Source organism: Allocoprobacillus halotolerans, from assembly GCF_024399475.1.
GTDB lineage: Bacteria > Bacillota_I > Bacilli_A > Erysipelotrichales > Coprobacillaceae > Allocoprobacillus > Allocoprobacillus halotolerans.
Window position 1 is genome coordinate 2,727,103 of the sequence record NZ_CP101620.1, and the last position, 12,847, is coordinate 2,739,949.

The following is a 12,847-nucleotide window of genomic DNA, read 5'->3' on the forward strand; positions in this document are numbered from 1 at the left end:
CCTTTCTAAAACTAGATATACATTTCTTTTTGTAGCCACTCCTCAAACTGTTTTCTTTTAATCATTCTTTTATTTCCATTCCATATTACAAAATCACATTTTGAACTATCTGAAATCTCTCTTATTTTATTAATACCTAAGCCACTATATTTTGAAGCCTCTTTAACACTTAATAATAATGGTAATTCTTCACTTAATTGCATATGCATTCTCCTTTTTTAATTAATTTGGCTTGTCATGACACTAAAATCATACAAGCTTTTTCACAAAAAACAAAGATACGATTTTTATAAACGTACATTTGACAATTATATTTTATATAGCAATACTCACTCTAAGTGACATCTTTATACTTGCTGATTCCACTTGATTGAGTTTAGTTAATTTTCTGATTAATCTTGACTTGTCTATTGTTCTTAACTGTTCCATCATGATAATAGAATCACATTTAAGACTATCTCTTGCTGTAATAGCTATATGTGTAGGTAATTGTGGTTTACCTTCCATATGCGAAGTCATACAAGCAACAATAGTCGTATTACTGTAAATGTTCCCAATATCATTTTGAATAATTAGAACTGGTCTAACACCACTTTGTTCACTCCCAACAGCAGGATTAAGATTTGCTAAATATATTTCTCCACGTTTTATGTTTTCAATCATAATACTCACCTCGCTTTATTATGTAAAATTGAAAAGTATCAATTCTTGCTTAATATTAAAAATATTACCAAAGATACTTTTCAATATAATTTTTATAAGTTTATGCACTATTGATAGACTGCTTTGCCAGTACAGTTCCACAAGATTATATAATATATAACCTTATAGGATTTTCACCTATATAATGTCTTGCCTGCGACAGAATATAATTGCTCGGACTAGGACTCATTATGTGTATCATTATCCCCTTATACAATCATCGCCAATAGTTAGCTGCTATTTTGTTATCAAATATTAATCGCTAAGATAAAGCATTATCTATTTCGGCGTATTTATAACATGGGCTTATATATAAGGAACGTTATCAATACTGTTATTCAATTTTCAATGATCTATTTCAGAGATTTATTAACCCCTTCACTTATTAGCCCGTGAAAACCCTCAAAACGCACCCTAAATTGAAAATTATTTTAATTTTTTTCTAATATTAGATAATCTTTTTCTTACTATAGACTCACTTATATTCATTATAGATGCTATTTCTTTATTCTTATATCCATACATCTTGAGATATAAAATAACAAGATCTTGAATATGAGCTTTAATCATGACTTGATATAAGTTTTCATCTTCAATTTGATCTATGACATCACTCATGTCTCTAATTGGTAATTTTAATTCAGTAAATGGAACTTGATTTATAAAATTATAATTAGTTAATTGCCATTTCTTAAATCTTCGTTCAGCATTAAAATCTCTCCAATCATAACGACGTAATTCTAATATTTTATCATCAGTCATTCCATTTTCCTTTAATATTTGTTCTTCTTTTTGTTTCCACTTTTTCCATTTCTTTTCTTCAGATGCTTTATTATAGACCATGCAGCTTTCCTCCTCTTAATTTATTAATTAAGAAATGGAGGAGATCTGCATCTAAAGTCTATAAACCAATGACGAATAATCATGGTACATTACAACAATTGTATAGAACTTAATTCTCGCATATCTTCAATTGTTATAATTTCAACATGATGTTTATCGCAAATCATTTGAAATTCTGCATATAAATCATCAAATATACATATTCTTGTTTTATCATATACAAGTAAAGCATCAATTTTTTCATTTCTAATATAATGAATAAGTGTTTGCATTTCCCTCGTATATGAGTTTTTACCTTCTGATACTTCTTTAGCAACAGCAACCACATCTATATCAAAAGAATGTGCTAGTTTTGTAAGTACATCCTCCTGATAATAAAGTAAATTTTGTAAGTGCCTGTTTGATACACGACAATAAATAAATGCTTTTGAATCTTTCATATCTGTTTCCTCCTATGAAAAGCCAATGCTTTTCATACAAGACTGCAGAATCAAATTCGATTTAACAAAATTTTCTTTAATTTTTTTAATATTCTTTTTTCTGATAGTTTAATTTTTGCTGCGATATTCCTAAACTCTTAGCTACTTCATTTTCTTTCATATCAAGAAAATAAATACTATTTATGATGTATGCCTCATAATCATCTAATTCTTGCAATACTGTAATTAACAGTTTGTTTATATCTTCAATATAAAGCTCATTTATATAATCAAATTCTTGATAATGACCATATAAATCAATATTGTTAATATCTGAATAACGAGGATTATTCATATCTTTTTTATTTCATAATTCATTCTTTGATAACTATTTCTGCAAATTACATAGATATCTTTATTAACCTCTACCCATTGTTTTTGAATTTTTATGTAATAGATTTTTTTACCATTAATTTCTTTCACCCAAAAGTGATTTTTTCTATAATCATTCTTCACCTTATTTCTCCTTTCAATAATTTGAAAAAAGATATTTGGCGGAGCTTTGTTCATATAAAAAACGTACAAAAAAAGAACAAACTTATAAAAAAATTTGTTCTTTCTTTCAATACATTGAATTGTGATTAATAATGCACATCTATATCCTACTTTGCTATTAAGAATCCCTGAAAAAAGCAATAAAAATGTATGACTTACGCCATCAATTCTCATCAAAACCTCCTAATAGCAAATATGACTATATCTAATTATGAATTATCATGCACATTTTTGTGATTTATTAGGTTATATATTAAAGATAATGTAAACGATAGAATAATATAGAGGTGAACAATAATGCCTGAAAAAACATTAAAAAGATTAGGAAACTCAATTAGAGAACATAGAAAGCAGAAAGGTTATTCTCAACAAGATTTGGCCGAGATAACAGGAATATCACGACGCCATATTGCAAATATTGAAAATGGTATTGCAAATGCTTCATTTGAAATTATTACTATTTTAGTCAAAGAACTAAATATTTCTTTAGATAGCATTGTGTATATTGAACAACTTAGTTTTCAATCAACGATGATGAATTCTCTTTCTATTCAATTATCTCAATGTACTGATTCGCAACAAAAAATCATATTTAAAACTCTCAAATGTCTTATGAATGAATTTATCAGTTATAATCATTTTGAAAATGAAACAGTGAAGGCAGATTCATAAAGAATAATAGGACATAAGTTTTCTAGATATATTTCAACTAAACTTTAAAACTTTTCTATTTAATTTATTTTTTAATTCACCATTATATTTTATTTACCATTTTAAATTGTTTAATTATGTTTTTAATATCAGTTGTCTATAATGGATAAAAAAACAAAAGAATAGTAAATATTTATTTAACAATACAAACTATAAATGTTGTTAAATGATCAAATAAAAGATTAAAAAGCATATTAGTAATTCATAATAATTTATACATTTTATTAATAAAATTAATTATAAAGATATACAACCAAAAATCATCGATATTTTGTTAAAATTACAAACACCTCCTTACATTTTTCTTTAATAAACATTTAGAATAAATAAAAAGAGAATTATTTAGTATGGTTCGTACTTATTTTGGGGTGTTAATAAAATATGTAAATAATTAGAATAGATTCAAAACTATTGAATATACTCGTGGTTTTGTCCCTATAAGTTTATCTAAAATTATTTATTTACCCAACTTCGAGTAAGAACCTTTAGTATTAATACTTCTTTCTTACATTGAAATTATAAATATGTTTTGTTATGATTATAAAAGAATAATAATAAAATTTTAATTTCTCTATTAGGATGTGATAATATGAATATTTTTACAAAAATTAAGCAAATCGATCATTTTACGGAAAGTGAAAAAATTTTTGCAAGCTATATTATAAATTACCCTCATGAAGTTTTAACATTAGACCTTCAACAACTTGTTAAAAAATCTTATGTATCTTCATCTACAATTTATCGTGTTATTGAAAAACTAGGTCTTTCTGGTCTTAATCAATTAAAAGTTCAAATTTCATTACAATTAGAAAATAGAAAACAAGAAAAACAAGATGTTGATTATAACTATCCATTTCATAAATTAAATACCCATCATCAAATTATGTCTAAAATGTTATCTTTATATGATCAAACTTTAAAATCAACGTTTAATTTAGTTGACTTAGATGTTTTTTTAGAAGTTATTCAAACACTATATAATGCTAATAATATTATTATGTTTCCTTCCATAGGTAATTATTTTATGGTAGAAAGCTTTCAACAGAATATGTTAGAGATTGGTGTGAGTGTAGAAGTTGTTAAAGAGCGCTTTTATCAGCATTGGACAGCTCAATCATGTAAAAAAAGTGATGTTGTAGTTATTGTGAGTTATGCTGGAAAAACACCTTATCTTAATGAGATTGTAAAAACATTGAAAGAAAAAAATGTGAAAATGGTACTTATTTCTTCAACTGTTCATATTCCATTTGCCAAGTATATCGATTATCATTTGTACTTTTCTTCTTATGAAGCATCTGAAGAAAAAATCGCTTCATTTTCATCTCGTATTTCATTGCAATATCTATTAGATTGCATATATGCATGTTATTTTAATAGAGATTATGACAAGAATCTTGATTTTAAAATTAATAATTATATAGACTAAGGCCAACTTAACAGTTGGCCTTAGTCTATATGTAGATAGTACAAAAATCAAAAATCAATTTATATCTTGGGAGAAATAAAGTATGACTACCCACAAATTCCTAATAAACTTAATACAAAACTTACAACAATAATTCCGATAAGAATTAAGTTAGGACTTACTTTCTTCCTAATTAATCCAAAACACGTAAATGTTGCCGTTAAAGGTAACATACCCTTTAATATTTGATCTAATATTTCTTGAAGTTTATATTCAATACCACCTAAATTAAAATTTAGTGTTGTTGTTAAACCGACGGTTTGACAAATCATCCCTCCGACCATCATTAACCCAACTATTCCAACTGCTTTTGTGATAATGGACATAATTCCATTTTCATAAGCTTCTTTAATATATTTGCTTCCTAATGTAAATCCTAAATATGTACCAAAGTAGCGTGTAAGAATGTAAGGAATATTATATAATAACAAGAAAATAATAGGTCCTAAAACTGATCCATCTTGTCCTAATGAAATACCAATTCCAGCAGCAATTACTCTAAACGTTCCCCAAAAAACGAATCACCAATACCTGATAAAGGACCCATTAAACTTGCTTTTACTGCATTAATAGAATATGTATCAAAATCATCATTCTCACTATTTTCTTTTTCCATACTGGCGGTAATTCCCAACAAAAATGTAGATAAAGCAGAATTAATATTAAAATAATCTACACTTCGTTTCATGGCTTCAGTACGTTCTTCTTTTGTCTTATAATATCTGTTAATAACAGGTAGCATAGCATATTCAAAAGACAAACCACTTGCACGTACTTGATTCCAACTCGCAAATATAGTAAACGATCTTAAGAATACCTTATTTAACATTTTTTTATCTTCTTTAGATAAACCTTCTTTGATCCTAATCATTAAAGAAATCCTCCTCACTATTATCATTTTCAAAAGCCAATTCTGATCTTTTACTATTTAATGAATTATTTAAATCTATATCTTTATAACTTGTATACATAGCAATTACAACACCAATCAAACAAATCGCAATAAGTGGCAATTCTAAATAAGCATAGAGAACAAATCCAAGAACAAGAAATACAGCAATCTTTTTATCCCATAACATGTTTAATAGCATCGCCATTCCTAAAGCAGGGAGTGTTTGTCCCGCTACAGTTAAGCCATTCATAATAACATCTGGTATAGAATTAATTAATGAAGATATGACATCTGAACCTAGCATAATACCTAAGAAACCAATAACTCCAAATGCTAAAGGCTTTAAAATCATACAAGCCATCTGTATTACTACAACCCCTTTTTGATTACCTTCTTCATTAAATTTATCCACTTGAGGCATCATTGCTGCAAAACCAATATTGACAACAGTTGTAATTGTTGTAGCTAGCAAACTGATCGGTACAGCTAAAGCCATAGCTGCTTCTGTACTTTGATTAGATATAATTGCGAACGCTGTTCCAAAAATTGCTCCAGTAAATGAATCAGATGGTAGAGCACCACCAATTGATGTAATTCCTAAAAAGATTACTTCTAATGAAGCACCCATAACAATCCCCGAATGCAAATCACCTAAGACCAATCCAGTTAACGTTCCCATAACAAGTGGTCTTTTGATCATCGGATCACCTAATCCTGTGTCTGTTAACATACCTAGGAACATAAGTAACCCTATTAATAAAGCATCTACTAACATATTATATTTCCCTCTTCTTCCTTCTATTTAATTAACATACCTATTGGTTGTGCTTTATCAGTTGGTACTGGTTGATAATTGACATCTACGCCTAACTGAAGTAAATCATTAAATACCTTTTTATCTATATTTGTCACAAATAGATTCTTTGCTAGTTGTTCTTTTTTTCTTTATCTCCTATCAATTGAGACATACGTCCATAATTACCAACATTGATACTAGATATTCCTTGTACATTGTTCATCATTTTTAATGCTGTTTCTGGATTACTAACAATTAATAAGATTTTTAAATTTTCTGCACGTGGATCATTAAGTAAAGTGATTGCTTTATCGCACGAAACAATACTTGCTTTTACACCGCTAGGAACAGCCATTTTCAAAGCCATAAGTTGCATCTCATTTTTAATGACTTCATCATCTGCAACTACAATTCTATTGATTCCTAAGAATTTACTCCATACTACTGCAACTTGACCATGAATTAAACGTTCATCAATTCTCATTAATTTAATCAAAAAAATCACCACTTTCTTCTTTTTTATTTTCTTTTAATATCTCATTCACATAAACCATCGATGTCTTTCCTTCATCAATACAATTTAAAATACATTCAATTTCATAACTTGTACATAATGCCAACATAAGAACAAGAACAGTATTCATACCTGAAATCAAATGAACATTGCCTCGTCTTACAAGTGGTGTTAATACAGTATTAACACTACCTCCGGGTAAATCTGTAATAATAATAAATTCATCTTCAATATTAAGCATGCTCTCGACTTTATTGAATACATTCTTAACATCTTCTCCGTCATAAAATCCAACAGCAACTATATTATCATCAATTCCTGACAACATCTTAATTGTTGATTTCATTCCTTTTGCTAAATCCCCATGGGACGCTAATATAATTTTTCTCATATAAACTCCTCTCTAAGTTATCAATATGCATATTTCCTTTAACCTACTAATATTTTACCTTTATTCATTAATCCTTAAAATATATTTTCTTAATCTAAATATGGATAAAACTAATATTTTAGCAACTTTTAAAATGATATTCAAACACATGAAAATCTTCCTTAATAATAGGAACATAAAATCCTATCGATGCTAGTTCGTCACCGCCATAAATAAGATTACTTTCTTCTTCACAATAATCCATATCTTGATCAAGATATGGAATCGTAAATCTTTCATGCGATAATAATGGTGAATACATCTTTTGAAATATCATTACATGACATTCCGATCTATTTTCATTACAGATAGACCACATTTCATAATTTTTATTAGACATTTCATGTCGATAAAACACACCATTCATAATAAGTTTCTGTAATTTTTTATATGAAATTATTTGTTTGTAAATTTCATCTCGTTCTTCATTAGAACATTTTTCTAGATCCAGTTCATAACCAAAGTTATACATTTTTGCAACTTTATACCTTGCATCAAAAGTTGTCTCTCTTCCTGTTTGATGATTAGGTGTTATACTAACATGAGCCCCCATCGCTACTGGAGGATATAACATACTAAATCCTTTTTGAATTACTGTACGGTCAAAGCAATCGGTATTATCACTACACCAATTTTGTCCAACATAACTAAGAATACCCGGATCAAATCTCGCTCCACCACTAGAGCATCCTTCTATAAGAAGGTTTGGATATTTTCTAGTGATAATATCTAATATTTCATACAGACCTAATATATATCGATGGTAAATTTCTCCTTTTTGTGATTTTTTTAAAAATGAAGAATTCACATCAGTTAGTGGTCTATTCATATCCCATTTTATATAATCTAGATATCCTGGCTTCAGATATTTTTCTAATGAACAAATAATATAATCACGCACTTCTTTTCTAGATAAATCTAAAACATATTCATGTCGCCCTTCCATAGGTGTATATGACGGAACATGAAGAATCCAATCCGGATGTTGTTTATATAACTGACTATTTTTATTAACAACCTCTGGTTCAAACCATAATCCGAACTTCATACCTTTGTCATGAACCAATTGTGAAATTCTTTTATTCCTCCGGGTAATTTACTTTCATTACATTGCCAGTCTCCAATGCCAGATTCACTCGTATTTCCTAATCTAAACCAACCATCGTCTAGAACAAACAAATCAATTCCAAGTTCTTTTGCCAAATCTGTTTGTCTATCAATTTTATCGATAGAAACATCATAATACATTCCTTCCCAAGAATTAAGCAATACTGGTCTGCGTTTATCAATGAAACGACGAGGCATTAAATGGTATTGATATAACCAATGAAAATTTTGACTCATTTCATTTAAACCATTTTGAGAATAGTTTAGTATTGCTTCCGGTGTTGTAAAAGATTCACCAGGATGTAAAGTCCATTGAAAACTATCTGAATTTATTCCTATTTGCGAACGTACATTGCCAAATTGATCCATTTCAGCTTGAGCTATGAAATTACCACTATATATAAGTTGAAAAGCAAATATTTCACCATGATTTTCACTGGCACCTGAAGAAGCTAGTGCAAAAAGGGTTGATGTTGAGGACTACTACTTCCTCGAATACTTTCTATTTTTTGAATACCATGATGTAACGAGAATCTTTCTATATTGGCTTCTTGAGCATATGTTCCATACAATGATATCCAATCGTATTTTTGAAAAGGCAGATCCACTGACCAACTTTTTGCATCTTGAATAACAATATTTTCTTTACCATAATTTTCAATTTTTTGATGCCTCGCAATTACTCCTCTTTCTTTAAACAAAGAATAATACATAATTACTCTTATTTTAGCGATATCATCTTCACATATAATTTTCAATGTATCTACTTCATCACTCTCACCAAACGTACTTGGTAACCCCTCAAGTATAGGTTTATTTTTACATATTTCCCACTTCACAAAATTCAAATCAAGATAATCTACACCATTTTCGGGAATAATTGATAACATAGGAATTCTAAAATCTCCCCTACCTCTTGTTGGAATTTCAAAAGGAATATCATCAAAATAAACATTATTCAAACTTATGTCTCCTACAGTTGAATACGCTCGCTTAAAATCATATAAATTTTCATTACAATGATAATTTCTTAATGGACTCCTAAATAACGATGTACAAGATACTTATTGTCAACCACCTCAATGATGTAACTTAATTTATCATTTTTCATATGGGCAATACAGTTATTCTTCCTAAAAACTATACTCACTTATATTTACTCCTTTCAATTTCTAAAATTTCTTTTGCAAGAAATATCTTATAGTTTTATTTAACAACATACGTAAATAAATTAGTATGGTTATTCTACACTTATATATAGCAAAAACTAATATTTTGATATATAATTAAAATATGAAAGAATATAAAGAATCTCCAGAAAATCTATTGTACAGTTCTATATCTGACCTTTCCTTTTATAGCGCCGGTTACGAACAATGTGTCGCAAATCATAGTTGGGGTCCTAAATTAAGATCTTATCAACTTATTCATTTTGTTTTATACGGGAAAGGAGAGTTCACAATTAATGGACACGTATTTCATTTAGCCAAAGGTGACGCTTTTATCATTCCATCGGGAAAGGTGTGCTACTATAAAGCTGATGCAATAGAACCTTGGTGCTATGTTTGGATTAATTTCTCAGGAATAAAATCTCAAATTTATGCACATGAATTAATGCAATTCTCAAATGATGTATTTATTATTCATGATTTAGATATTGACAAATATAAAAATCCTATATTTGAAATTCTTAAATTAAATACAAATAAAACGAGTCGCTTTTTAAAATGCAACAGTATCTTATTAGATATCATGTCAATGTTATTCGAGAATCTTGAACTTGATGACAATTTAGTCAATTCTCCGTCAATAGCAGATGAGGCAAAACATTATCTAGATATCAATTATCCTGAAAAAATAAAAATCAAGGATATCGCAAAAGAATTGGGAGTTCATCCTAATTATTTAACAAAAGTATTTCATGACAAATTCGGAATTTCTCCAAAAAATTACCTTAAGAATTTAAAATTAAAAAAAGCAAAATCATTGCTAGCAACAACTACATTGCCTATTTCTGTAATAGCTGATTCCCTAGGGTTTGATGATCAACTTGCTTTTTCTAAAACATTTAAAAATAAATATAATCTTTCTCCTTCTCAATTTCGAAAAGAAGAAACACTAAAACTAAATCAACATAAAAATAAAAGGTACTCTAAAACTGAATTTTTTTAAAGGTCGTTCCAAAATTTTTAAAGGGAATTCTGATTGTAAATCGGAGTTCCCTTTAAATTATCTGTTGATTTTTGAAGACTAATAGATAACTCTTGATTGCCTCTCGTTAATTTTATTTGTTTACCTACACATTTAAAGAAAGCCAAACTTTTACATTATGAAGAATTTTTATGCTTTTTTTGTTGTAATCAATACAATAATTGAGCCAATCACAAAAATAACAACACCAATTAATAATACGGAACGTACTCCAACAATATCTAATAAAACACCACCAATAAGATTAGCGAAAATTTCTGATAATGTCATAGCCATTGTAACCAATGATTGACCTTTATTAATATCTGCAGCATACATTTTCTTCTTTACATAATAAACAGCTGATGGAATAAATAATGCATAGGCTCCCATTTGCATTAATTGAGCCACATAAATCATTGACATACTTGTCGCAAAATATGTTAAAACATGTTTTAAAGAGAAGATAATAATAGAACTTTAATTAAAGTTCCACAATTAACCTTTTGACTCAACTTATTGAATCCAGCCATTGTTGGTAATTCAAGCAGAGCAGCTAAGAAAACTGCCACACCCATATCGCCAGTATCACCACCAATAGGTATGATAATTTGAATAAAGAAGTTATTAAGAATTGTATGTGTCAAATAAACACCAACAAACCCTACAAGTAAAAAAATAAATTTTTTTACTTTGTACAGAAGGCAATAAATGATAGTTTTTTACCTTCAATAATTTCTTTTTCTACATCAACTTTCGTATCTTGATAATTTTTAGGTAAAACATATATACGAACGACAATATACATTAATGCCGAAAAGATAATATAGAATATTGGTATTAACAAAGCATCGTACATATTAACGATATTTCCTAATATTAATGAAGTAACAGCATAAGCAATAGAACCTAATCCTCTTGCTAAACCATAATTGACTTCAATACCATGATATTCAAACATAAATGCCATGGCATTCATTAATGGCATGATTGTATTCACCTATGAGAATATACTAACTACCATTATTAATAATACAACTTCTAATATCGATAAGAAATAAACAATTGCTGATAATGCTATAACAATTAACATCACATAACATACCATTTTATTAATAGGTATTTCTATATGATCATCTGCAAATGATGCTAACATCGGTTGTGAAAAAACCGCAATCATACTGACAATTGATAAAACAGCACCAATTTCAGAGTTATTAAATCCTCTATCTAATAAAAAAACAGAAGCATAACTCATCGTGGCACAAAACGTTGCATAATAGAACACTTGACAAGCAGTATATTTCAAATCTAGGCATAATACTTTTTTCATTACTTTATCCTGCTTTCATTATGTTTTTTCTAAATTATATAATCATTTTATAATTTATGAAATATTGGTTCCATATTTTTAAAAGTACAATAATATTCAAAACCTAAAGTTTTAAGTTCTTTTTTTGTTTCTTTAATATATGCTCCTAAATGCTCTTTTTTATGACTGTCGCTACCAATAGTTATAATTTTTCCACCAAGCTCTTTATATAATTTTAAAATATCTCTTGATGGTGTTAAATCTTTCAAATTATAACGATAAGAAGATGTATTTATCTCAATACCTTTTCCTTCTTGAATAACTATCTTTAATATTTCGGTAACAATACTTTTAATATTCTGAAAAGAATAATTTCCTGCTCGATCATATCTTGCAATTAAATCCAAATGTCCTAAAACACTATAATCTTTATATTGTGTTATGACATTCAGTATTTCTTGGTAATATCTTAAATTATATTCTTGTTGTGTTTTTCCTCTTTGAAAATCTTGGGTCCAAAACTCTTTATCTTCCACTTGATGACATGAAAGTATAATAAAATCAAAATCATATTGATTAAATAGTTTTTGAAATAATGGAATGGTATGTGTCTGAATTCCAAATTCCATTCCCTGTTTAATTGTTATTTGAGAATATATTTTTCTTAATCGTTCAATTTCTTTAAAATAATGAGAATAGTGTACATTCAAAGGAGCAAATTCATGTCCTTGAGAAAGTTTTAAAATTTCATCTTTTGTTAAGAATTCTTGATCAACTTTAATGCCATAATCAACATGATCAGTAAAACATATTTCATTCATATTCATTCTTATGGCATCTTTTATAACATCTTCCATAACATATTCACTATCATCACTAAAATGTGTATGTACATGATAATCACAAAACAT

The 12,847-nt window shown here is 28.1% G+C and carries 16 protein-coding genes and 3 pseudogenes; 3 read left to right on the forward strand and 16 right to left on the reverse strand.

What is annotated here, in order from left to right:
* Nucleotides 1-11: 11 nt before the first annotated feature.
* The 6 genes from NMU03_RS16150 to NMU03_RS16175 all read right to left on the reverse strand — a co-directional run bounded on the left by NMU03_RS16150 (nt 12) and on the right by NMU03_RS16175 (nt 2,693).
* Nucleotides 12-203 carry an excisionase gene (locus NMU03_RS16150; RefSeq protein ID WP_227358912.1) on the reverse strand — a complete coding sequence of 64 codons (192 nt, stop codon included), beginning with the start codon at nt 201-203 and terminating at the stop codon, nt 12-14.
* A gap of 112 nt (nt 204-315) precedes the next feature.
* The gene (locus NMU03_RS16155; protein ID WP_290139892.1) at nt 316-663 is read right to left on the reverse strand and encodes a type II toxin-antitoxin system PemK/MazF family toxin; all 348 of its coding nucleotides are present in this window, start codon (nt 661-663) and stop codon (nt 316-318) included.
* Between the two features lie 465 nt (nt 664-1,128).
* Nucleotides 1,129-1,545 carry a sigma factor-like helix-turn-helix DNA-binding protein gene (locus tag NMU03_RS16160; RefSeq protein WP_290139894.1) on the reverse strand — a complete coding sequence of 139 codons (417 nt, stop codon included), beginning with the start codon at nt 1,543-1,545 and terminating at the stop codon, nt 1,129-1,131.
* Nucleotides 1,546-1,634: 89 nt separating this feature from the next.
* Nucleotides 1,635-1,985, reverse strand: a complete 351-nt coding sequence (locus tag NMU03_RS16165; RefSeq protein ID WP_290139896.1) for a recombinase family protein — start codon at nt 1,983-1,985, stop codon at nt 1,635-1,637.
* Nucleotides 1,986-2,070: 85 nt separating this feature from the next.
* On the reverse strand, nt 2,071-2,319 hold the full coding sequence (locus tag NMU03_RS16170) for a hypothetical protein (RefSeq protein ID WP_290139898.1): 249 nt from the start codon (nt 2,317-2,319) through the stop codon (nt 2,071-2,073).
* Nucleotides 2,316-2,693, reverse strand: coding sequence for a hypothetical protein (locus tag NMU03_RS16175; protein WP_290139899.1), 378 nt, complete (start codon nt 2,691-2,693; stop codon nt 2,316-2,318). The genes NMU03_RS16170 and NMU03_RS16175 overlap by 4 nt, the downstream gene beginning before the upstream one ends.
* Nucleotides 2,694-2,816: 123 nt before the next feature.
* On the opposite strand from NMU03_RS16175, the gene NMU03_RS16180 reads away from it, so the two are divergent.
* On the forward strand, nt 2,817-3,191 hold the full coding sequence (locus NMU03_RS16180; RefSeq protein ID WP_290139900.1) for a helix-turn-helix transcriptional regulator: 375 nt from the start codon (nt 2,817-2,819) through the stop codon (nt 3,189-3,191).
* Between the two features lie 628 nt (nt 3,192-3,819).
* Nucleotides 3,820-4,656, forward strand: coding sequence for a MurR/RpiR family transcriptional regulator (locus NMU03_RS16185; protein ID WP_290139901.1), 837 nt, complete (start codon nt 3,820-3,822; stop codon nt 4,654-4,656).
* A gap of 86 nt (nt 4,657-4,742) precedes the next feature.
* On the opposite strand, the pseudogene NMU03_RS17860 reads toward NMU03_RS16185, so the two are convergent.
* The 6 genes and pseudogenes from NMU03_RS17860 to NMU03_RS17870 form a co-directional block, all read right to left on the reverse strand.
* Nucleotides 4,743-5,593, reverse strand: a pseudogene (locus tag NMU03_RS17860) (PTS system mannose/fructose/sorbose family transporter subunit IID).
* On the reverse strand, nt 5,559-6,362 hold the full coding sequence (locus NMU03_RS16200; RefSeq protein ID WP_290139904.1) for a PTS mannose/fructose/sorbose/N-acetylgalactosamine transporter subunit IIC: 804 nt from the start codon (nt 6,360-6,362) through the stop codon (nt 5,559-5,561). Before NMU03_RS16200 ends, NMU03_RS17860 begins: the two are co-directional and overlap by 35 nt.
* A gap of 151 nt (nt 6,363-6,513) precedes the next feature.
* Nucleotides 6,514-6,879, reverse strand: coding sequence for a PTS sugar transporter subunit IIB (locus NMU03_RS16205; protein ID WP_290139906.1), 366 nt, complete (start codon nt 6,877-6,879; stop codon nt 6,514-6,516).
* Nucleotides 6,872-7,288, reverse strand: a complete 417-nt coding sequence (locus tag NMU03_RS16210) for a PTS sugar transporter subunit IIA (RefSeq protein ID WP_290139907.1) — start codon at nt 7,286-7,288, stop codon at nt 6,872-6,874. The genes NMU03_RS16205 and NMU03_RS16210 overlap by 8 nt, the downstream gene beginning before the upstream one ends.
* 118 nt (nt 7,289-7,406) lie before the next feature.
* Complete coding sequence (locus NMU03_RS17865; RefSeq protein ID WP_353956714.1) at nt 7,407-7,694, reverse strand: GH36 C-terminal domain-containing protein; 288 nt, start codon at nt 7,692-7,694, stop codon at nt 7,407-7,409.
* Between the two features lie 51 nt (nt 7,695-7,745).
* Nucleotides 7,746-9,396: pseudogene (locus tag NMU03_RS17870) on the reverse strand (alpha-galactosidase); the annotation flags it as partial.
* Nucleotides 9,397-9,727: 331 nt separating this feature from the next.
* Between NMU03_RS17870 and NMU03_RS16230 the strand changes: the two are divergent.
* Nucleotides 9,728-10,606, forward strand: a complete 879-nt coding sequence (locus tag NMU03_RS16230; protein WP_290139911.1) for an AraC family transcriptional regulator — start codon at nt 9,728-9,730, stop codon at nt 10,604-10,606.
* 168 nt (nt 10,607-10,774) lie between these two features.
* On the opposite strand, the gene NMU03_RS16235 is transcribed toward NMU03_RS16230, so the two are convergent.
* The 4 genes and pseudogenes from NMU03_RS16235 to NMU03_RS16250 form a co-directional block, all read right to left on the reverse strand.
* Nucleotides 10,775-11,044 (reverse strand): MFS transporter, encoded by a 270-nt coding sequence (locus NMU03_RS16235; RefSeq protein WP_290139912.1) that lies wholly within the window; start codon nt 11,042-11,044, stop codon nt 10,775-10,777.
* A 35-nt stretch (nt 11,045-11,079) separates the two neighbouring features.
* Nucleotides 11,080-11,271 carry a hypothetical protein gene (locus tag NMU03_RS16240; protein ID WP_290139914.1) on the reverse strand — a complete coding sequence of 64 codons (192 nt, stop codon included), beginning with the start codon at nt 11,269-11,271 and terminating at the stop codon, nt 11,080-11,082.
* Between the two features lie 41 nt (nt 11,272-11,312).
* Nucleotides 11,313-11,957, reverse strand: a pseudogene (locus NMU03_RS16245) (MFS transporter).
* Between the two features lie 47 nt (nt 11,958-12,004).
* Nucleotides 12,005-12,847: a histidinol-phosphatase HisJ family protein gene (locus NMU03_RS16250; protein WP_290139915.1), complete on the reverse strand. Its 843-nt coding sequence runs from the start codon at nt 12,845-12,847 to the stop codon at nt 12,005-12,007.

Bases quoted from the DNA above. Each gene is read 5' to 3' on its own strand.
- NMU03_RS16185 (WP_290139901.1), top strand. From the start codon at position 3,820: ATGAATATTTTTACAAAAATTAAGCAAATCGATCATTTTACGGAAAGT.
- NMU03_RS16200 (WP_290139904.1), bottom strand. From the start codon at position 6,362: ATGTTAGTAGATGCTTTATTAATAGGGTTACTTATGTTCCTAGGTATG.
- NMU03_RS17865 (WP_353956714.1), bottom strand. From the start codon at position 7,694: ATGAATGGTGTGTTTTATCGACATGAAATGTCTAATAAAAATTATGAA.
- NMU03_RS16160 (WP_290139894.1), bottom strand. From the start codon at position 1,545: ATGGTCTATAATAAAGCATCTGAAGAAAAGAAATGGAAAAAGTGGAAA.
- NMU03_RS16250 (WP_290139915.1), bottom strand. From the start codon at position 12,847: ATGTTTTGTGATTATCATGTACATACACATTTTAGTGATGATAGTGAA.
- NMU03_RS16165 (WP_290139896.1), bottom strand. From the start codon at position 1,985: ATGAAAGATTCAAAAGCATTTATTTATTGTCGTGTATCAAACAGGCAC.
- NMU03_RS16175 (WP_290139899.1), bottom strand. From the start codon at position 2,693: ATGAGAATTGATGGCGTAAGTCATACATTTTTATTGCTTTTTTCAGGG.
- NMU03_RS16150 (WP_227358912.1), bottom strand. From the start codon at position 203: ATGCAATTAAGTGAAGAATTACCATTATTATTAAGTGTTAAAGAGGCT.
- NMU03_RS16210 (WP_290139907.1), bottom strand. From the start codon at position 7,288: ATGAGAAAAATTATATTAGCGTCCCATGGGGATTTAGCAAAAGGAATG.
- NMU03_RS16235 (WP_290139912.1), bottom strand. From the start codon at position 11,044: ATGATTTATGTGGCTCAATTAATGCAAATGGGAGCCTATGCATTATTT.
- NMU03_RS16180 (WP_290139900.1), top strand. From the start codon at position 2,817: ATGCCTGAAAAAACATTAAAAAGATTAGGAAACTCAATTAGAGAACAT.
- NMU03_RS16155 (WP_290139892.1), bottom strand. From the start codon at position 663: ATGATTGAAAACATAAAACGTGGAGAAATATATTTAGCAAATCTTAAT.
- NMU03_RS16230 (WP_290139911.1), top strand. From the start codon at position 9,728: ATGAAAGAATATAAAGAATCTCCAGAAAATCTATTGTACAGTTCTATA.
- NMU03_RS16170 (WP_290139898.1), bottom strand. From the start codon at position 2,319: ATGAATAATCCTCGTTATTCAGATATTAACAATATTGATTTATATGGT.